Origin of the sequence: Bradyrhizobium sp. AZCC 2289, assembly GCF_036924615.1 — a bacterium.
GTDB lineage: Bacteria > Pseudomonadota > Alphaproteobacteria > Rhizobiales > Xanthobacteraceae > Bradyrhizobium.
Genome location: NZ_JAZHRY010000001.1, coordinates 3,627,081 through 3,646,981, shown reverse-complemented (window position 1 = coordinate 3,646,981; position 19,901 = coordinate 3,627,081). Strand labels below are relative to the sequence as shown.

General features: G+C 63.4%; 15 protein-coding genes. 7 read left to right on the top strand and 8 right to left on the bottom strand.

Features of this window, described 5'->3' with window-relative positions; genetic code table 11:
• Positions 1 to 7 precede the first annotated feature (7 nt).
• Together V1289_RS17475 and V1289_RS17470 are read right to left on the bottom strand one after the other, a co-directional pair.
• Complete coding sequence (locus V1289_RS17475) at positions 8 to 1,711, bottom strand: protein kinase domain-containing protein (RefSeq protein ID WP_334398045.1); 1,704 nt, start codon at positions 1,709 to 1,711, stop codon at positions 8 to 10.
• 36 nt (positions 1,712 to 1,747) lie between these two features.
• Entirely contained in the window at positions 1,748 to 3,007 is a 1,260-nt protein-coding gene (locus V1289_RS17470) for an MFS transporter (RefSeq protein WP_334398044.1), read from the bottom strand.
• A 526-nt stretch (positions 3,008 to 3,533) separates the two neighbouring features.
• Between V1289_RS17470 and nirB the strand changes: the two genes are divergently transcribed.
• Genes nirB through V1289_RS17455 form a run of 3 tightly spaced genes read left to right on the top strand, consistent with a single transcriptional unit; the run spans position 3,534 to position 8,980 of the window.
• Positions 3,534 to 5,978, top strand: a complete 2,445-nt coding sequence (nirB, locus tag V1289_RS17465; RefSeq protein WP_334407517.1) for a nitrite reductase large subunit NirB — start codon at positions 3,534 to 3,536, stop codon at positions 5,976 to 5,978.
• Positions 5,975 to 6,310 carry a nitrite reductase small subunit NirD gene (gene nirD, locus V1289_RS17460; protein WP_334398043.1) on the top strand — a complete coding sequence of 112 codons (336 nt, stop codon included), beginning with the start codon at positions 5,975 to 5,977 and terminating at the stop codon, positions 6,308 to 6,310. The genes nirB and nirD overlap by 4 nt, the downstream gene beginning before the upstream one ends.
• Before the next feature lie 9 nt (positions 6,311 to 6,319).
• Positions 6,320 to 8,980 carry a nitrate reductase gene (locus V1289_RS17455; RefSeq protein ID WP_334398042.1) on the top strand — a complete coding sequence of 887 codons (2,661 nt, stop codon included), beginning with the start codon at positions 6,320 to 6,322 and terminating at the stop codon, positions 8,978 to 8,980.
• Between the two features lie 18 nt (positions 8,981 to 8,998).
• On the opposite strand, the gene V1289_RS17450 is transcribed toward V1289_RS17455, so the two are convergent.
• Both V1289_RS17450 and V1289_RS17445 read right to left on the bottom strand, forming a co-directional pair.
• Positions 8,999 to 10,177: a cupin domain-containing protein gene (locus tag V1289_RS17450; protein WP_334398041.1), complete on the bottom strand. Its 1,179-nt coding sequence runs from the start codon at positions 10,175 to 10,177 to the stop codon at positions 8,999 to 9,001.
• Between the two features lie 191 nt (positions 10,178 to 10,368).
• Complete coding sequence (locus V1289_RS17445) at positions 10,369 to 10,788, bottom strand: CBS domain-containing protein (RefSeq protein ID WP_334398040.1); 420 nt, start codon at positions 10,786 to 10,788, stop codon at positions 10,369 to 10,371.
• A 289-nt stretch (positions 10,789 to 11,077) separates the two neighbouring features.
• On the opposite strand from V1289_RS17445, the gene V1289_RS17440 reads away from it, so the two are divergent.
• Positions 11,078 to 11,878: an AMP nucleosidase gene (locus V1289_RS17440; protein ID WP_309180190.1), complete on the top strand. Its 801-nt coding sequence runs from the start codon at positions 11,078 to 11,080 to the stop codon at positions 11,876 to 11,878.
• Positions 11,879 to 12,103: 225 nt separating this feature from the next.
• Here the strand turns inward: V1289_RS17440 and V1289_RS17435 are convergent, their stop codons facing one another.
• From V1289_RS17435 to V1289_RS17420, 4 genes are all read right to left on the bottom strand, one after another.
• Positions 12,104 to 12,826 carry a DNA-3-methyladenine glycosylase I gene (locus V1289_RS17435; protein WP_334398039.1) on the bottom strand — a complete coding sequence of 241 codons (723 nt, stop codon included), beginning with the start codon at positions 12,824 to 12,826 and terminating at the stop codon, positions 12,104 to 12,106.
• Positions 12,827 to 12,883: 57 nt separating this feature from the next.
• Positions 12,884 to 13,273, bottom strand: a complete 390-nt coding sequence (locus V1289_RS17430; protein WP_442896185.1) for a type II toxin-antitoxin system VapC family toxin — start codon at positions 13,271 to 13,273, stop codon at positions 12,884 to 12,886.
• An 8-nt stretch (positions 13,274 to 13,281) separates the two neighbouring features.
• Positions 13,282 to 13,518 (bottom strand): antitoxin, encoded by a 237-nt coding sequence (locus tag V1289_RS17425; protein ID WP_334398037.1) that lies wholly within the window; start codon positions 13,516 to 13,518, stop codon positions 13,282 to 13,284.
• 100 nt (positions 13,519 to 13,618) lie between these two features.
• Positions 13,619 to 13,954, bottom strand: coding sequence for a tripartite tricarboxylate transporter substrate-binding protein (locus V1289_RS17420; RefSeq protein WP_334398036.1), 336 nt, complete (start codon positions 13,952 to 13,954; stop codon positions 13,619 to 13,621).
• On the opposite strand from V1289_RS17420, the gene V1289_RS17415 reads away from it, so the two are divergent.
• The 3 genes from V1289_RS17415 (at position 13,932) to V1289_RS17405 (ending at position 19,892) form a co-directional block, all read left to right on the top strand.
• Positions 13,932 to 14,558 (top strand): substrate binding domain-containing protein, encoded by a 627-nt coding sequence (locus V1289_RS17415; RefSeq protein WP_334398035.1) that lies wholly within the window; start codon positions 13,932 to 13,934, stop codon positions 14,556 to 14,558. The genes V1289_RS17420 and V1289_RS17415 overlap by 23 nt on opposite strands.
• A gap of 1,856 nt (positions 14,559 to 16,414) precedes the next feature.
• Positions 16,415 to 18,409: a DEAD/DEAH box helicase gene (locus tag V1289_RS17410; RefSeq protein WP_334398034.1), complete on the top strand. Its 1,995-nt coding sequence runs from the start codon at positions 16,415 to 16,417 to the stop codon at positions 18,407 to 18,409.
• A gap of 121 nt (positions 18,410 to 18,530) precedes the next feature.
• Entirely contained in the window at positions 18,531 to 19,892 is a 1,362-nt protein-coding gene (locus V1289_RS17405) for a class-II fumarase/aspartase family protein (protein ID WP_334398033.1), read from the top strand.
• Positions 19,893 to 19,901 lie beyond the last annotated feature (9 nt).

Here is a 19,901-nt window from a genome sequence, read left to right as displayed (position 1 = left end):
CAGAAGATCAGCGCCACGCCAGCAATATCGCGACGAGAATGATGAGGCTCGCCGACAATAGCTTCCAGAACATCAGCGGATTGCGGTCGTAGAGCGCCTGCCGCTTCGCCACGGCGGGCTTTGCCCACATCGCGCCGTTCTCCAGCTCGTGGGCGAATTCGATGACGTCGCCAAAACGTTGGGTGGGATCGACGTGGAGCGCCTTGCCGATCACCGCATCGAGCCAGGCCGGCAAATCCGGGCGATAGCGCGACAGCGAAACCGGCTTGCCGAAGCGCGGCCGCGAAAACGGTTCGATCTCGCCATAGGGGTAGGCGGCGGTGAACATGCGGTAGACCGTCACGCCCAGCGCATAGAGATCGGAGTATTCGTCACCGGTGCGCCCGTTGAAGAGTTCCGGCGCCATGTAGCTTGCGGTGCCCGGAATGTCCTGCGCCGGGAAATCTTCCAGCAGCGGCACCCTTGCAACGCCGAGGTCGACCAGCCGCAATCCGCCGGCCGTCAGCAGGATGACGTTGTCCGGCTTGATGTCGCGGTGAATGATGCCGGCGCGATGCAGGGTTGCCACCGCACGCGCCAGCTTGGTGGCGATCCCGATGCCCTCGGTCAACGAGATCTGCGGCGAACGGTTCAGGCGCTGCTCGAGCGTTTCGCCCTCATAGAACGGCATCACCGAATAGAGCCGCGTCTGGCGTCCGGCGGGGACTTCGATGATCTCCCCGATCCACAGGCTTCGCACACGAGCCGCCACCCATGCTTCGCGCACGAAGGCGAGACGATATGAGCCTTCGCTGGCGACGCGCGGATGTGGAAATTTCAGCACCAGCTTGCGGTTCTGCCGCTTGTCGATGGCGACGAACAGCCGGCTGTAGCGTCCGTCGGACAGCATCTCGTCGAGCACGAAATCGTCGATGGTGTCGCCGGACGACGGCAGCTCCAGGATCGGAAGCGTCTCGATCGCATGGGTGAGTTCGTCGCGGTCAGCGGGCGGCAGATCGACGACGTCGAGCACCAGCGCGGTCATGTTGTCGTTGCTGCCGGCGGCCAGCGCCGCATCCACCAGCGCGCGGGCGGTTTCTTCCGGCGACGCGCGCTCGTCGAGCAGCACCTGCAGGCGGTCGTCGCCGAGCACCCCGTGAACGCCGTCGCTGCAGAGCAGTAATCTATCGTGTTGGCGCAGGCCAACCGCGGCATAGTCGACGCGCGCGAAATCCTCAAAACCGATGGCGCGGTTGAGCAAATGGGCGAGGTCGCCGCGTCCGGCGACGTGATCCTTGGTCAGCCGCTCCAGCCGGCCCTCGCTCAAGCGGTAGGCGCGGGTGTCGCCGATGTGAATGACATGGCAGGTGCGCCGCGACAGGATCATCGACGAGAATGCGCAGCTCATGCCGCTCAGCCTGGAATCGACGCGGCCCTGCTGATAAATCCAGCTATTGGCGGCCTCCAGCGCCCGCGAGGCGATGCGCCGGACGCCCAATGTCTCGGGAAGCGAATAGTAGGCGTCGAAAAAACAACGCACGGTCAGCTCGGCGGCTTCGCGTCCGCCCTTGTGACCGCCGACGCCGTCGGCCACGGCGGCCACGATGTCGCGGTTGAATGCGCCGGTCTGACCGAGGCAGGCCGCGACGTAGTCTTCGTTGGCGGCGCGCTTGCCGGTCTCGCTGACGAAACCGACGCGAACCTGAAGATTTCTCTGCGAGCCAATCGTCACGTCAGAGACCTGCCGAGTCCTTGAAAGTGCGGGTCGTCAGACGCGCGCTCCGGAAACCGCGCCCCATGTCGTGCGCCACCGGACCTTGACCATGGCAAGTCCGATAAAGCCAAGCAATGCCAGCGCTCCGAAAAACACGAAGCCGGCCCCGAAGCCGCCGGTGGCGGCCTTGGCGGTGCCGAGCGTCTGCGCCAGGAAAAAGCCGCCGACGCCGCCGGCGCAGCCGACCAGGCCGGTCATCAGGCCGATGTCCTGGCGGAACCGGAGCGGAATCAGTTGGAATACAGCGCCGTTACCCATGCCGAGTGCCAAGACGCCGATCGAGAACAGCAGCACCGAGATCCATGCAATGCGCGGCATCTGCAGCAGCGGCCAGCCCGCCGCGGTCGGCGCCGCTGGTCCTTCCGGCATGAAGGCGATGACGAGATAAGCGGTGATCACCACCGCAAACAGCACCGACAGGGACTTGATGCCGCCGATGCGGTCGGCGATCAGCCCGCCGACCGGACGGAAGCCGGAGCCGAAGGCGACGATCAGCGACACCAGCAGGCCCGCCGCCACGCCGGATACGTGGTACTGCACGGTGAAATACAGCGGCAGCGCGTTGGCAAGTCCGACGAAGCCGCCGAACGTGATGAAATAGAAGAACATGAACCAGCGGCTGTCCGGATCGCGCAGCAGCGTGCCATAGGCCTTCAGCGAGATCGGCTTGCGTTCGCCCGGCGCGTCCTTGGCGGCGAAGGCGTAATAGCCGAGAACCAGCAGCATCGGAATCAGCAGCAATCCGAAAACCGACTGCCAGCCGGCGTGTTCGGCGATCGATGGCGCCAGCATCGTGTCGAGCACGACGCCCATATTTCCAGCGCCCGCGATGCCCATCACCACGCCCTGATATTGCGGCGGATACCAGCGGCTCGCCTGCGGCAGCGCGACGGCAAAGGACGCACCGCCGACGCCGAGCGCGAGGCCGAAGATCTCGATCGCAAGTTTGCTGTCGAGCCCGAACCGCCAGACCCACGCCGTCGCCGCGGTGACGACGAGCTGCGCGATGATTCCGGTTCGCTTGGCGCCGATGATATCGGCGAGGATGCCCATCGGGACCCGCAGCAACGCGCCGGCCAGCACCGGTATCGCAACCAGCGAGAACTTCTCGCTGACCGCAAGATTCATGTCGCGCGCGATGTAGACGATCAACGGGCCGAGCGCGACCCAGGCCATGAAACTGATATCGAAATACAGGAACGCGGCCAGCAGTGTCGGCCAATGGCCTGCTTTCTTGAACTCAGCAAACTTCATTGCGATAGCCTCGCGATCATGCGGCCGATAACGTGCGCGCAGATGCGGCAGGTCTCGGCGCAAACAGATGGAATGTGGGTGAAAGCGAGCGCCGTTCTCGTCATTGAGACGGTCTCGATTTGCGCTAAGGGCAGCAATATCTGTGCCATCCGATCGTGCGCGGCACTTTGCCTTTAATCGCAACGCGTTGACGCTATTCCGCCGCCACGGAAGAAAATCTGCTCTGCCGCTGCGGGCGGCAAACCGCGCCACTCAAACGCGCAGGGTGGTGCTTTTTTGTGCGGTGCGAACGCCAGCCCAAGTTTGCGGCAGTCGATAAACCTATTGATATCGCTCGTGGAATCGCTGCCGCCGAGTTGGCACGCGTTTTGTATTCAAGGGAATATCGATCGTCATTGATGATGGTCAGCTGCCCGCGGATGGGCTCCCCAAAACTCCCAACAGCTATTCGATCGGTCGACGACGCATGTCGCGTCGACGCGCGGTGTCGCCGGAATTTGAAAGGCAGATGATGCTCGAGAAATTGATCAAGCAAAAGCTGGTGGTGATCGGCAACGGCATGGCCGGCATCCGCACAGTGGAAACGCTGCTGGAGCGCGCGCCTCATCTTTACGACATCACGGTGTTCGGCTCCGAGCCTTACGGCAATTACAATCGCATCCTGCTGTCGCCGGTTCTCTCCGGCGAGAAGTCGGTCGACGACATCATGCTCAACACCGAGCAATGGTACGACGACAACGGCATCACGCTGCGCAAGGGTGAGACCATCGTCATGATCGACCGCCGCACCTGCGAGGTCGTCACCGCCGAGGGGGCTCGTGTTCCCTATGACCGCCTGCTGATTGCGACCGGGTCCAATCCGATCATCCTGCCGATTCCGGGCAAGGATCTGCCCGGCGTGATCGGCTTTCGCGATATCCAAGACGTCAACAGCATGGTCGAAGCCTCCAACAGCCGGAAGCACGCCATCGTCATCGGCGGCGGTCTGCTCGGCCTGGAAGCCGCCAACGGCCTGATGAAGCGCGGCATGAACGTCACCGTCGTGCATCTGCTCGACTGCCTGATGGAGCGCCAGCTCGATCCGGTCGCCAGCGGCATGTTGCGCAAGTCGCTGGAAGAGCGCGGCATGGTGTTCAAGATGCCGGCGCAGACGCAGGCGATCCTCGGCGACGACCATGTCACCGCGGTGCGTTTCGCCGACGGCTCGGAACTCCCGGCCGATCTGGTCGTGATGGCCGTCGGCATCCGCCCGAACATCGAGCTGGCGCGGAAGGCCGGCATCCATTGCGAGCGTGGCATCGTCGTCTCCGACACGATGCAGACCTATGATGGCCGCATCTATGCGGTCGGCGAATGCGTGCAGCACCGCCGCCAGACCTATGGTCTGGTCGCGCCGCTGTTCGATCAGGCCAAGGTCTGCGCCAATCAGCTCGCCATGAAAGGCTTTGCCAGCTACCCCGGTTCGGTGGTCTCGACCAAGCTCAAGGTGACCGGCATCGACCTGTTTTCCGCCGGCGATTTCGCGCCCGGTGCGGACAAGGAAGAAGTTGTGATGCAGGACGCCGCGCGCGGCGTTTACAAGCGCATCGTGCTGCGCGACAAGAAGATCGTCGGCGCCGTGCTCTACGGCGACACCGTCGACGGCCCCTGGTATTTCCAGCACCTGCGCGACGGCACTGACATTTCGCAGATGCGCGAGCGGCTGGTGTTCGGCGCCGCCAATCTCGGCGACGGCGGTCACGCCGGCCAGAATTCGGCCGCCACCATGAGCGACGAGGCCGAGATTTGCGGCTGCAACGGCGTCTGCAAGGGCACCATCGTCAAGGCGATCATGGAAAAGAAGCTGTTCACGATCGACGACGTCCGCGCCTACACCAAGGCGTCGTCATCATGCGGGTCCTGTACCGGCCTCGTCGAACAGGTGCTCGCCTTCACGCTCGGCGGCGACTATTCGACGGCGCCGAAGGTCAAGCCGATGTGCAAGTGCACCGACCACAGCCATGATGACGCGCGCCGCGTCATCATCGAGCAGCAGTTGAAGACCATCCCCGATGTCATGAAATTCATGGATTGGAAGACCGACAACGGCTGCCACTCCTGCCGGCCGGCGCTGAACTATTATCTGCTCGCCACCTGGCCCGGCGAATATCGCGACGACCAGCAGTCGCGCTACATCAACGAGCGCGTCCACGCCAACATCCAGAAGGACGGCACCTATTCGGTGGTGCCGCGGATGTGGGGCGGCGTGACCACGCCCGGCGAGTTGCGGGCGATTGCCGACGTCGCGGACAAGTTCAAGATTCCGACCGTCAAGGTCACCGGCGGCCAGCGCATCGATCTTCTCGGCGTGAAGAAGGAGGATCTGCCCGCGGTCTGGGCCGACCTCAACGACGCCGGCATGGTGTCGGGCCATGCCTATGCCAAGGGGCTGCGCACGGTGAAGACCTGCGTCGGCTCGGAATGGTGCCGCTTCGGCACCCAGGATTCCACCGGTCTCGGCATCAAGATCGAGAAGTTCATGTGGGGCTCGTGGACGCCGGCCAAGGTGAAGCTGGCGGTGTCGGGTTGTCCGCGCAACTGCGCCGAGGCGACCTGCAAGGATGTCGGCGTGGTCTGTGTCGATTCCGGATACGAGATTCATTTCGCCGGCGCCGCCGGCCTTCACATCAAGGGCACCGAGTTCCTCGCCAAGGTGGCGACCGAGGACGAGACACTGGAAGTGATCTGCGCGCTGACGCAGCTCTATCGCGAGCAGGGCTGGTATCTGGAACGCATGTATAAATGGTGCGACCGCGTCGGTCTCGATGCCATCCGCAAGCAGGTGGTCGACGACATAGCCAACCGCAAGGCGCTGTTCGGCCGCTTCTCCTACTCGCAGCAATTCTCGCAAAGCGATCCATGGGCCGAGCGCGCCCAGCGTGGCGTCGATCGCAACGAGTTCGTGCCGCTGGCGGAATTGGAACTCGCATGACCCAGTGGATTGAAATCGGAGCCTTGGACGACATTCCGCGCCTCGGCTCGCGCGTGGTGCGGACCGCGGCGGGCGACATCGCGGTGTTCCGGGGCCAGGATGACGAGGTGTTCGCGCTCGACGACCGCTGCCCGCATAAAGGTGGTCCGCTGTCGCAGGGCATCGTCCACAACAAGCGCGTTACCTGTCCGCTGCACAATTTCGTCATCGAGCTCAGGAGCGGCGAGGCGGTCGCCCCGGACCAGGGCTGCACGCGCGTGCATCCGACCAGGGTGGAAAACGGTATCGTATGGCTGTCGCTTCGCCAGGCAGCGGCCGCTGCCGCCGAGTGAGGGTGACGCGTGTCAGTGAAGACAACCTGCCCTTATTGCGGCGTCGGCTGCGGAATCGTCGCCGACAAGGATTCCGCGGGGGCGGTCACCGTCCGCGGTGATCCGCTGCATCCCGCGAATTTCGGGCGGCTGTGCGCGAAGGGTTCGGCGCTGGCCGAAACCATCGGCCTCGAAGGACGCCTGCTCGAGCCGATGGTCGACGGCCGGGCCGCGACCTGGGATGCCGCGCTTGAGCATGTAGCGGACGGATTCAGCAAGGCCATCCAGGAGTACGGGCCGGACTCGGTGGCCTTCTACGTCTCGGGTCAGCTTCTCACCGAGGATTACTACGTCGTCAACAAGCTCGCGAAGGGCTTTGTCGGCACCGCCAATATCGATACCAATTCGCGGCTCTGCATGGCCTCCAGCGTGGCCGGCCACAAGCGCGCGTTCGGCAGCGATACGGTTCCCGGCTGCTATGAAGATCTGGAACTGGCCGATCTCATGGTGCTTGTCGGCTCCAATGCGGCCTGGTGCCATCCCATCCTTCACCAGCGTATGATGGCGGCGAAGGCCAAAAATCCCGCATGCCGCATTGTCGTCATCGACCCGCGCCGGACCGCGACATGCGAGGGCGCCGATCTGCATCTGGCTGTTCGTTCGGGCAGCGACTCCGTTCTGTTCAACGGATTGCTGGCTTATCTCGCGAAGACGAAGGCGGCCGACGGCGCGTTCGTCGGCGCTTTCACCACCGGCGCGGAGGCGGCATTGGCGCAAGTCGCCGGCCAGACCGTGGCGCATACCGCCGATGTCTGCGGGCTGGCAGGCGGCGCGGTCGAATTGTTTTTCGACTGGTTCGCCAAGACCGAACGGGTCGTCACGCTCTATTCCCAGGGCATCAATCAGTCGAGCAGCGGCGTCGACAAGGTCAATGCGATCATCAACTGCCATCTGCTGACCGGCCGGGTCGGACGGCCCGGCATGGGGCCGTTTTCGCTGACCGGCCAGCCCAACGCCATGGGCGGCCGCGAAGTCGGCGGGCTCGCCAATCAACTCGCCGCCCACATGGAGATCGAGAATCCGCAACACCGCGAATTGGTGCAGCGGTTCTGGCGTTCGCCTGTGATCGCAGACAAGGCCGGGCTCAAGGCGGTCGATATGTTCGAGGCGATGGCCGATCGCCGCATCAAGGCGGTCTGGATCATGTCGACCAATCCGCTGGTCAGCCTGCCGGACGCCAATCGCGCGCGCGCCGCGCTCGATAGCTGCGACCTCGTCGTGGTGTCGGATTGCATGCGGCATACCGATACCACACGTCACGCCCATGTGCTGCTGCCGGCGACGGCGTGGGGCGAAAAGGACGGCACCGTCACCAATTCCGAACGGCGTATATCGCGGCAACGGCGGTTCCTGCCGGCGCCCGGCGCCGCGCGGCCCGATTGGCGGATCGTTTGCGATGTCGCCCGCCGCATGGGATTTTCGGGCTTCGACTACACGAACGTGGCCGAGATCTTTCGCGAGCATGCCGGTCTCTCCGGCTTTGAAAATCGTGGCGCGCGGGATTTCGATCTCTCTGCGCTGAGCACGCTCGATGACCGCGCCTACGATGCGCTGGCGCCGGTGCAATGGCCGGTGACGCCGGATTATCCGACCGGCACGCCGCGGCTGTTCGAAACCGGGGGGTTCTTCACATCCGATCGCAAGGCGCGCTTTATCCCGGTGGTGCCGCGCCCGCCCAAAAACGCGACCAGCCGCGAATATCCCCTGGTCCTCAACACCGGCCGCATTCGCGACCAGTGGCATACGATGACGCGGACCGGCAAGTCGCCGCGGCTGATGATGCACATGTTCGAGCCGTGCGCGGAATTCCATCCGGACGATGCGCGCAAGGCCGGCCTCGACGACGGCGCGCTCGCCCGTTTGTCCAGCCCCTGGGGCCAGATGGTGGCGCGCGTGACCGTCACCGCCGAACAGCGGCGCGGCTGCGTGTTCGTGCCGATGCACTGGAACGGCGAATATGCCGGCGACGGCCTCATCAACGCGCTGGTCAATCCCGCCACCGATCCGATGTCCGGACAGCCGGAATCCAAGCACACGCCGGTGAAGGCGGAACCTGATCTGCCAAAATGGCATGCCTTTATCCTCAGCCGTCACGCGATCGAACGCCCGCAGACGGGCTACTGGGTTTCCGGACGCGCGGGCAATTGCTGGCGCATGGAGCTGGCGATGGAGGAACGGCCGGCGAGCTGGCGCGACTGGGCGCGCGCGCAGCTCCGCGCCGAGGATGCGGACGTCGAATGGATCGCCTATCGCGATCCCAGCATCGGCCGCTATCGCTATGCCAGCACTCGCGACGGCCGACTGGAGGGATGCATCTTCATCGCACGGGACCACAAACTCGTCTCGCGTTCCTGGCTGACCAGTCTGTTCGCGAAAGACATGCTCTCGCCGAAGGCGCGGATGTCGCTACTGACAGGGCAGCCGCTGGAAGCCGGCGAAGACATCGGGCCGATCGTCTGCTCCTGCTTCGGCGTCGGGCAGCGCCAGATCTCGGCCGAGATCCTCAAAGGCGCCAAAAATATCGAAGCCATCGGCCGGCGGCTGAAAGCCGGCACCAATTGCGGCGCCTGCAAGCCGGAGATCGCCAAACTGCTCGCCAACGCGCTGGCCGCGAAACCCCAGCCGGCGTGAGCTTCTGCGCTCGGTAACCTACTTGCCGGGTCCATTCCTGTCGGTGATGAACACGTCATGATGCGGGAATTTTTCGAACAATTCCGGCGGCTGGCTGAAATTGGTGGCGAGCACGTCGGTGGGGTTTCCCGCGATCCATTGTGACAGGTCGATGCCCTCATAGATCCCGGTGTTGAACCCGATCAGGATGCGCGCGGGCTTGTCGCCGACATTCTCGATCGAGTGTCCGTAGCCCTGCGGGATGTAGCCGACGTCGCCCTGGTCCAACTGTTCGGTGCGGAAGCGGCCATGGGAGCCGAACAAGGTGACGCTGACGGTGCCGTCGATGACGTATTGCCACTCGTCGGCGGTCGGATGCCAGTGCAGCGTTCGCAGCGCGCCGGGATCAAGCTCGAGCACGACGCCGGTGATGGTTTTCGCGATCGGGAAGCGGCTGGAATCGACCCGCCACTCGCGACCGCCCGGATAGACCGCGAGCGGCGGCTGTGCCAGCAGGCGATATTTGTGCGTCTCCGGCGGCAAAACCCATCCCTGCAGCGGCACCGCCGGCTCGGCGGGCGGCTGCTTGCCGCGGGCAAAATACACCTCTTCCCTGGGGAAGCTGTCGAACGCGGATTCGGGCACGCCGAAATTCTTCGCCAGCAGCGGCTTTGGCGTATGTCCGATCCAGTCGGTGATGCTGAAGGTGCCGAACTCTGAAAAGTAGCCATTGTCGAAGATCAGGATGAAATGACAGGGCTTGTCGCCAAGACATTGCAGCATGTGGCCGTGGCCGCGGGGAAAATACCAGACGTCGCCGGGGTCGAAGTCGTTGGTCTCGGCGCGGCCGGCGGGATCGATCACGGTGGTGCGAACGCGCCCCTCGATGACGAACGCCCACTCGGCCGCGGTGGCGTGCCAGTGCAGCTCGCGCATCGCGCCCGGCTCGAGCCGCATCGAAACCCCGGCTAGCCCCTTGGAAATCGGCAGTTGCGCGACGGTTGCTTCCTTGCCGTAGCTGTTGCCGATGACCTTGCCCTCTGATTTCTCGAGCGCGAACTTGAAGGTCGGCAGATCCTTGCCGGACAAAACGGGATCCGGAACGTTGTTCATGAAGCTGGGATCGCCGGCGAGGGCCGGTTGCGCCCCGCTCAGCGTTGCCAGCGAGGCGATCCCGGCTGCCGCGACCAGAAACTCCCGGCGTTGCGGATCCGACATGTTGCTCTCCCGATAGACAAAGCAATCCTCTCGCGCGCGGCCGGTCGGCCGCCGCTTAAACCAGGAAGCGTGATGAACTCACGTCGTCTAGCCGATCTGAGCCGTCATCTGATCCGCAAAGGTGACCCACCGACATTTCACGCCATGTCGCTGATTAGCACATTTCGGGCGGCAGGAGTGCCTGCCATGCGTCAATGATGGGCCGAAACGCTCTTGACGCACTCGGTCAGCAAATCGCCGGACGCGGAATGGCTGAGGTCACCGAGGCTGATCATGCCGACCATCCGCTTGCTCTTGTTGATCACCGGCAGCCTGCGGACCTTGAGCGTCTCCATATGGTGCACCGCCTTGGCGAGGTCGTCATCCTCGCGGCAGCAATGGATACCTTCGGTCATCACATCGCGCGCCATCGCGCGGCCGGCATCGAACTTGCTTTTCGCAAGCCCCTTGCAGACGATATCGCGGTCGGTCACCATTCCGACGAGTTGGTCATCCTCTCCAATCGGGATGCAACCGACGTCGTGCTCCCGCATCAATTTCGCGATTTCGGTGATGGGCGTGTTGGGGCTAACCCAGTCGACGCCCTTGTGCATCACTTCCTTGACTTTCATGGCGGATCTCCCTGGTTGGGTTTCGGACACACTTGTTGCAACGCAGCACGTCCCCCCGCTGTTCTCGACTATACAACCAATCGGGTATGGCGGGACCAGCGCCCGGCGTCGCAGAGCATCATTCCTGCGCGATTGAACCCGACGATCGCCGTTACCGTCGCTGCCATCCTCCGGAACATTTGATGAGTGGAATCCAGCAAATTCGCGCGTCTCGCATTGGACAGGGAACACGTGTGTCCACTAGCTTGACTGCCAGCGTCGTTGCGCACGCCAGACGAGACCAAACGTAATGAAAGAGAAAAAGGACATCGTGGAAAACTGGCTGCCGCGTTACACCGGCACGCCGCTTGCTGAATTCGGAGAATATGTTCTGCTGACCAACTTCGACAATTATGTCGAATGGTTCGCCGCGCAGCACGGCGTTTCGGTCAAGGGCATCGATCGGCCGATGCCCAATGCGACTGCCGAGGGGATCACCTTGATCAACTTCGGCATGGGAAGCCCGAATGCCGCGACCGTGATGGATCTGTTAAGCGCCATCGCGCCGAAGGCCGTGTTGTTTCTCGGCAAATGTGGCGGGTTGAAACGCAAAAATCATATTGGCGATTTGATCCTGCCGATTGCGGCCATTCGGGGTGAGGGCACTTCGAATGATTACCTGCCGCCGGAGGTCCCCGCGCTGCCAGCGTTCGAGTTGCAACGCGCGGTGTCGACGATGATCCGCGATCTCGGCCAGGATTATTGGACAGGAACCGTGTACACGACCAATCGTCGCGTCTGGGAACACGATGATCACTTCAAGGATATGCTGCGCCGTACGCGAAGCATGGCGATCGACATGGAGACGGCGACAATCTTTGCCGTTGGATTCGCCAACCACATTTCGACCGGCGCGCTGCTTCTGGTGTCCGATCAGCCGATGATCCCGGAGGGTGTGAAGACGGAAGCGTCGGATCGGACCGTGACCGAGAACTATGTCGAAATGCACATTAAAATCGGGATGGAGGCCTTGAAGGTCGTGCGGCGCCGTGGCCGTAGCGTCAAGCATTTGCGTTTCGAGGATGATTTCGATCGGGGGCGTGAGACGTAAGGAGGCGCCGCGTCTCGCCATGCTCATGCTTCAATCGGATTGCGGATACACCGGCCAGTGGTCCTGGATTTTTCCGCCGCGCAAGGTGATCAAGTCGCCGAATTGCAGCAACACGCCTTCGACGATGGCCGGCCGCAGAATATCTGGTCGTCCGCGTGCAGGCCTGTCGCGGGGGAGTCGGTGATGTTTTCCTGGTTGGCACTGTGGTGAGCGAACCCCTACCCCTCACTCCTCCCCACCAATAAATCGCGCCAGCGTCTCGTTGCTGTAATTCTCCCCGATCGACATCGCGCAAATCCGTGACATCTGCGTGTAGGGCAGCCCCGTCTCCTCGGCCCAGGCGTTGAACTGCGCCTGCACCTTGGCGAGGTCGCGCTTGGAGGTGACCGTCTCGGCGACGTCGAGGCCGGCATCGCGCAGGCACGCCACCACGTCTCGCGATGTCACAAAGCCGTCCCAGCCGAGGAAGCGCAACAGCATCTGGCCGGTATTGCCGCCGAGCCGGCTGCCGCGCTTGGCGAGCAGCGCCAGCAATCCGATCTCGTCGGATGCCGGCCACTTCGCCAACATCTTGCCGAAGCTGCCATGTTCTTTCGCCACGTCGCGGACGAAAGAGGCGTTGGCGCGCACCGACATGATCTTGGCGCCGTTGCGGACAATGCTCGCGTCCTTCATCAAGCCGTCCCAGAATTCATCGGGCTGCAGCGCAAGCCGGCCCGGCTCGAATCCGAGAAACGCTTTTTCAAAACCCTGCCATTTCGTCTCGATGACGCTCCAGGCGAAGCCGGCGCAAAATACCCGCCGGGTCATCTCCGCCAGCGCGCGATCGTCGCGCAATCTGGCAAGCGCCTTCAGGTCCGGCTTGGGCGGCAGCAGCTTGTTCAGCGCCTTCGGCCCGCCCTTGCGCTTCTCGGCGCGGGCGCGGATCGTCTTGAACGGGGTGGTCATGGACAAAATCCTGCTAAAGCCGGAGCTGGATCCGTAGCGACGCCGTGCGCGGCCTCTTCAAGCAAGCCAATTTTCCACGTTCAAGCCACGGATACGTTTGAACTCGCCAGAATTGGCGGTCACGATCGTGGCGCCGGTTGCATAGGCGTGGGCGGCGATCAGAAGGTCGTTGCCGCGGATCGGCTTTCCGGCCGCTTCCAGTTCCGATCGGATGCCGCCGTATTTGGCGTCGGCCGGCACCTCGAGCGGGAGCACCTCGATCTCGCCAAGCAGATCTTCGACGGCCTTGAGTAACCGCTGCGAGCCGCTCTTTGCGCATCCGTAGCGGAGTTCGGCGGCCACGATGATGCTGATGCAGATGTTGTCCTCGCCAACCCTGGCAATTCGTTTCGCGGCTTTGCCCTGCGGATTCCGGATCAGATCCGACATGATGTTGGTATCCAGCATGTAGCGGGTCAAAACATTTTCTCCCGCGCCGGCACGGGATCGACGATCTCGGGAAAGTCCTCTTCCAGCGGCTTCATCATCTTGAGCAGGGCGACCAGCCCACGCTTGCGCACCGGCTCGATCACCAAACGATCGCCGTCACGGTGCATGATGGCTTCATCGCCCGGCAGTTCGAACTCCACGGGAATCCGGACCGCCTGGTTGCGGCCATTGCGGAATAGTTTGACGTGTCTCTGCTCGGGCATGCGGTGCCCTCCATGGCATATGCCATAGACATCTGCCAAAATGCGCGCGGTCGCAAGAGGTCGCCCGGCGAAAGCGCCCGTTCGCAACCCGTTATCCGGATCAATCCACCTGCGCGCCGGATTCCCGGATGATCCTGGTCCACTTCGCCGTCTCATCGGCGAGGAATTTTCCAAACGTCTCGCCTGAAAGCGTACCGGGCTCGGCGCCCAGTTCGGTGAAACGCTTCTGCACATCGGGCATTTTCAGGATCGCTTCGACATCGCCTTGCAGTTTTGCCAGCACCGGCGCGGGCGTGTTGGCGGGCGCCACCAGTCCGAACCAGGCCGAGGCCTCGAACCCGGGCGCGCCGGACTCCGCGACCGTCGGCACGTCGGGCAACGCGCTGGCGCGGGTAGCACCCGCGGCCGCGGTGGTGCGCGGCCGACTCCGGATCAATGTCGATCCCTTCTTCGCGCGTCTCGTGCTCGCACCGCGCCTTGGAAAATTCCTGGCCGCCTACCCTGAGCTGTCGGTTGAGATCGTGGGACGCGACCGTCTCGGCGACCTCGTGACCGACGGCTTTGACGCCGCTGTGCGTTTCGGCGAGCCGGAGCCCTCGGCGCTCGTCGCACGGCGGCTCCTTGAGACAAGGATCCTTACCTGCGCCGCGCTCTCCTACCTGGCCAAGCACGGCCACCCGGCGCATCCCCGCGACCTCGGCGCGGGACGGCACGAATGCATTCACTACCTGGACCCCGTCACCGGCCGGCCGTTTCACTGGGAATTTCACCGCGGCCGGCAGAAACTGCGGGTCGCGGTTTCTGGCCGCCTGACAGTGAACAACGTCGGCACGATGTTGGGCGCCTGCGCGGCCGGTCACGGAGTGGCGCAGATCCTCGCGCTCGGGACGGAGGATCTCCTCAGCCGCGGCAAGCTCATTGAGCTGTTCCCCGATTGGTCGGACGAGCGGTTTCCGCTCTACGCATTCCATCTCTCACGACACGTGCCGCCCGCGAAGGTGCGTGCGTTCCTGGATTTCGTAGTCGGCTCGGTTCGCTGACCGCCCAATTCCCTCGTACCAAGCCAGGCCATGTCCACAAAGGGTCTTGGCTGTGTGAAAACGCGACGGCGCGCAAAATTGCGGAGAAAAGCATTCCTTCTGACGCCGCTTCTGAGACTACGGAGAGCATACTGAGCTCCAGTGCCGCGTGATCTGAGAAGTAGATTCTCCAGCGTTCGCAAGATTTCACGTTTTCACACAGCCAGGGTCAAAAGGCGAAATTCCGGGGTTTCCAGCGCATGTCTGCTTTTGCCGCAACAGCGGACACCGTTGATGGCTCGCACCGTGTCGCGGTGATGACGTGATGTCCGCGACGGCTGGCGGGGATCGTCGAAGGATGGCGGTCCCTCCGCAATCGGTCGGCAAGGTACTGTGGAGAGCGCCCCAAAGCGCGGGGACCGCGCGACCGCGCCCTTTTAATATATTTGCAATTTCGCATTACTGTCTAAATTACGTACCATCCGGTACACAAAGGCGACGGGCGATGTGGCGCATGTCGGGGATCGAGGCGCTGATCTTCATCGCGGTGGTCGCCATCGCGGTCGCGCTGCTGCTGCTTCTGCTGCTGCTGCTGCTGGCGTGAGCGATTGCACAAACCTGTACGCCTCCCGGACTTCGCTGCCGCTTCGCCGTGACGGTCATACCAAGGTTTGTTGCGGGCGATCAGAAGAGGTTATGCGACCGCACGCACGTGTAATGGAAGAACCTACCCAAATCGCCGATTGTGTCACGCAGCAGAGGCGCTGCTCGGGCCTGCACTCTGTTCGGTCGAGCATCGCAGTTGGCAGGTGTATCATGCGCAATCACGATTTAGTCTCCGATGGGTTCCTCACGCTGATAGCGGCTAGCCTCGTGCTGCTGGGTTCGAGCTTGCTGGCTTTCGCGATCGTGTGAGTTGCCCGACGGGCAAATCACTATTTTCTGTCAAGCCCTCGTTGAGAAAATATTCCTCTTTCTATCCAACCCAAATCAGGTCTAGAAATCCCGCCGTCTCATCCCGCAAGAGGGGCGTATCGCGATCGTCACGGACGTTGGGATGGGATGCGGTGGACGCGGCAGCGTCGGGCGCGTGGACGTGATTGCAGGGCGAGCTTTGGCTCGTGAGCGATCGAGAGCGCGCAGACGAACGATGTTGCGGCGTACGGTGAAGCCGTGTGGTCCTGGCACCCGTTGCTGGTGTCAAGTTGGCGGAGGCATGCCGACCCGACCGGGTGCCGGGCATGCCGTTAATTCGCTGACGACGGTGACAAGACGAATTCGTCGCCGGGGAGCACGGAATAAGCCGTAAAGCCATTGCGCGGGGAATGCCGGAGTGCCTCCGCTGAACCTGTATGCTCGTGTGCGTTTCTTTTTGTGCATCTTTGCACACGAGACCGCGGGTGCAGCGCGCGCCCGGCATTCCGTGCGCCCTCTGATTTCTGGGGCGCGAATGATTGCAGCATAACTCGGGCACATGCCGCGAGATTGCGAAGCTGTGTCTGAGATTTGAGCACCGTCATTGCGAGGAGCGAAGCAACGAAGCAATCCATTCTTTCTTTGTATGGCGACATGGATTGCTTCGCTTCGCTCGCAATGACGGCTCGAAGCCGTCAGCGTCATCGTCCCCGAAAGCGAACGATCTGGATATCCTAACAATATCAATGGCATGGCGCGTAGCCTCATTCTGCATGGCGGCCCATTAAGACCATCGCCAACATTGCATGGCGCTTTGGCCGCGAATGGCCTAAAGGGTGCCATCTCATTCAAATACGTCGGGGCCATGCGGCCGCGTATCTTCAGGCGGCACCTTCGAACCGTTCGGGTTCGGGCCTGCTCAATGTTCCGGCGTCAAACGCCAACCTAAGGTCAACCATCTCGTGACATTCCTATCCACCAATCCGCCGCTCGTCCGAGCCTTGGCGGAACGCAACTATGACCGGCCGACTCCGGTGCAGACCGCGGTGCTCGCGGACGAGGCCGCCGGCCGCGACCTGCTGGTTTCGGCGCAGACCGGATCCGGCAAAACCGTCGCCTATGGGTTGGCCATCGCAAAGAATCTTCTTGGTGATGCCGAGCGGTTCGAGCGGGCGGCCGCACCGCTTGCCCTGATCGTCGCACCAACGCGCGAGCTTGCCTTGCAGGTCCATCGCGAACTCGCCTGGCTTTATCACTATGCCGATGCGCGCGTGGTTTCCTGCGTCGGCGGCATGGATCCGCGCCGTGAACAGCGCGAACTGGCCGCGGGCGCCCACATCGTGGTCGGCACGCCGGGCCGGCTATGCGATCATTTGCGGCGCGGCCGTCTCGACATCTCGGAATTGAAAGCGGTCGTGCTCGACGAGGCCGACGAAATGCTGGATCTCGGTTTTCGCGAGGACATGGAATTCATCCTCAAGACCACGCCGGATACCCGCCGCACGTTGCTGTTCTCCGCGACCTTGCCGCGCGGCATCGTCGCATTGGCAAAACAGTTTCAACGCCAGGCCTTTCGGGTCGAGGTCGCCGGCGACGAGGGCGGTCATGCCGATATCGAATATCGCGGCATCCGCATCGCGTCAGGCGATGTCGAGCACGCGGTCGTCAACGTGTTGCGATTTTACGAATCGCCGAGCGCGCTGGTGTTTTGCAACACGCGCGAAGCCGTCCGGCATTTGCAGGCCACGCTGCTGGAGCGCGGCTTCTCGGTGGTCGCGCTGTCGGGCGAATTGACCCAGAACGAGCGAACCCAGGCGCTGCAGGCGTTGCGGGATGGGCGCGCCCGTGTCTGCGTCGCCACCGACGTGGCGGCGCGCGGCATCGACCTGCCGAACCTCGATCTCGTCATCCACGCCGATATCCCGAACGATGCGGAGGTCATGCAACATCGCTCCGGCCGCACCGGCCGTGCCGGCCGCAAGGGCGTCAGCGTCGTGCTGGTGCCGCCGGCGCGAAAGCGACGCGCGGAATTGCTGCTGAATCTCGCCGGCATCGATGCGATCTGGGGCACCGCGCCGCAGCCGGATGAAATTCGCAAGCTCGACCACGAGCGCATGCTGAAGGACGCGCTGTTTTCGGAGGAGACGACCGCGGAAGATCTGATGCTGGCGCAAGCCTTGCTCGCCGACCGGTCGCCCGAGGATATTGCTGCGGCGCTGGCGCGGCTGTATCGCGCGCGGCTGCCGTCGCCCGAGGACATTCTCGATCCCGGCCAGGGCGGTAGCCGATCCCGCGAGGATCGCGGCCGGGAGAGGGACGCACGTCCCCCACGCGGCGAGGATCGCAGCGCCGGGCCGCGACCGAAGAAGGGGAAATCATCGCCGCGTCACGGCAGCATGGGCGAAGGCAGCGTCTGGTTCCGCGCCTCGATCGGAGCCAAGAAGAACGCGGAAGCGCGCTGGCTGTTGCCGATGATCTGCCGCCGCGGCGGCATCGACAAGAACGATATCGGCGCCATCCGCATCATGGACACGACGACCGAGTTCGAGATCTCCGGACGCGCCGCGGAGTCCTTTGCGGTCAAGATTCGGCGCCCCGACAAGGAAGACAACATCCGCATCGAGGCGCTGCCCGAGGGCCCGCAGGGCGAGGCGGCTGCAGAGAAGCGGCCGCACGCGTCGAGGCGTGAAGAGGCAACGTTCGACCGCAACGCCGGCCCGGGCGATCGATCCCGCGAGGAGAGGGCGCCGAAACCATACGCCAAGCCTCACGGCGGCAAGCCCGGCCACGAAAAGGCGCCGGGATTTGACAAGGAAAGGCGTTACGATACCAAGAGGCCATTCCGCGAGAAGCCCGCCTACGCCGGAACGCCGAAGCATGACGGCGAACGCCCTGCGAAACCTGAATTCGGAAAGAAGCCTTCATTCGGAAAAAAGAAGAAAAAATTTCGCGGCTAGGTGGTCCGATGATGATCTCGACGCATGTCATCGATGAAGGATCGGCGGTGCCGCTCACCAGATCGAGGCTCGCCGGCATTCAGCCGGAATGATTCACGCGAGCCTGCCGCAGGAAACGACCATGCCCGCCTTCCCGACCTCGACCACCGTCCTCGATTCCATCCTGTTTCGCGACGCGTTCGGGACGCCCGCGATGCGCGAGGTGTTTTCGGATTTCAGCCTGATCTCGCGCTACGCCGAGGTCGAGATCGCGCTGGCCAGGGCCGAGGCGCGCTGCGGCGTGATTCCGGCAGAGGCTGCGGAAGCGATTGCCAGCCGGACCGACGTCTCGGCGCTCGATTTCGACCTGTTGCGGCGCGAGACCGATATCGTCGGCTATCCGATCCTGCCGCTGGTGCACCAGATGGTGAAGCAATGCGGCGAGGCCGGCCGCTACGTGCATTGGGGCGCGACCACGCAGGACATCATGGACACCGCCGTCGTCCTGCAGGTGCGCGCCGGGCTGGAGATCATCGCGCGGGATATCGCCGATCTGCGCGGCATTCTCGCCGGTCTGTCGAAACGCTATCGCGATACGCCGATGGCGGGCCGCACCCATCTGCAGCAGGCGCTGCCGGTGACGTTCGGCTACAAAACCGCGATTTATCTTGCGATGTTCGACCGTCACGCCGAGCGCCTCGAGCAATTGAAGCCGCGCGTGCTGGTCGGCCAGTTCGCCGGCGCCGCCGGCACGCTGGCCTCCCTCGGCGACAGGGGCTTTGATGTGCAGCAGGCGCTGTGCGAAGAGCTCGGCCTCGGCGTTCCCGTTTCCACCTGGCACGTGGCGCGCGACGGGCTTGCGGAAGTGATCAATTTCTTCGGCCTCGTCACCGGCTCGCTCGGCAAGATCGCGCTCGACGTCATGTTGATGGCCTCGACCGAATTCGGCGAACTTTATGAGCCCTTCGTGAAAGGCCGCGGCGCCTCCTCGACCATGCCGCAGAAGCGCAATCCGATCTCGTCCGAACTGATGCTGGCGGCGGCCAAGGGCGTACGCCAGCACGCCGGCCTGATGCTGGACGCCACGGTGCAGGATTTCGAACGCGCCACCGGGCCGTGGCATGCCGAGTGGATGGCGATCCCGGAAAGTTTTGTGCTGACCGCTGGCTCCCTGCATCAGGCCAAATTCGCGCTCGGTGGCCTGATCGTCGACGAGAAGAAGATGGCGGAAAATCTCGACATCAGCCGCGGCCTGATCGTCGCCGAAGCCGTGATGATGGGGCTGGCGCCCGATATCGGACGGCAGGAGGCGCACGACGTCGTCTACGATGCGTGCCGCGTCGCCAACGAGAACGGCATGACGCTCGCCGACGCGCTGTCGGAGGACCCCCGCGTTTCCGGCCGCATCGATCGCGCCACGATCGATCGCCTGACTTCGCCGAAGAACTATCTCGGCCTTGCACGGGAGATGGTGGACCGGGTGCTGGAATCAGGGAACCGTTGAAGGAACCCA

Bases quoted from the DNA above. Each gene is read 5' to 3' on its own strand.
- V1289_RS17470 (WP_334398044.1), bottom strand. From the start codon at position 3,007: ATGAAGTTTGCTGAGTTCAAGAAAGCAGGCCATTGGCCGACACTGCTG.
- nirD (WP_334398043.1), top strand. From the start codon at position 5,975: ATGACCCAGTGGATTGAAATCGGAGCCTTGGACGACATTCCGCGCCTC.
- V1289_RS17450 (WP_334398041.1), bottom strand. From the start codon at position 10,177: ATGTCGGATCCGCAACGCCGGGAGTTTCTGGTCGCGGCAGCCGGGATC.
- V1289_RS17445 (WP_334398040.1), bottom strand. From the start codon at position 10,788: ATGAAAGTCAAGGAAGTGATGCACAAGGGCGTCGACTGGGTTAGCCCC.
- V1289_RS17440 (WP_309180190.1), top strand. From the start codon at position 11,078: ATGAAAGAGAAAAAGGACATCGTGGAAAACTGGCTGCCGCGTTACACC.
- V1289_RS17435 (WP_334398039.1), bottom strand. From the start codon at position 12,826: ATGACCACCCCGTTCAAGACGATCCGCGCCCGCGCCGAGAAGCGCAAG.
- V1289_RS17430 (WP_442896185.1), bottom strand. From the start codon at position 13,273: ATGCTGGATACCAACATCATGTCGGATCTGATCCGGAATCCGCAGGGC.
- V1289_RS17425 (WP_334398037.1), bottom strand. From the start codon at position 13,518: ATGCCCGAGCAGAGACACGTCAAACTATTCCGCAATGGCCGCAACCAG.
- V1289_RS17405 (WP_334398033.1), top strand. From the start codon at position 18,531: ATGCCCGCCTTCCCGACCTCGACCACCGTCCTCGATTCCATCCTGTTT.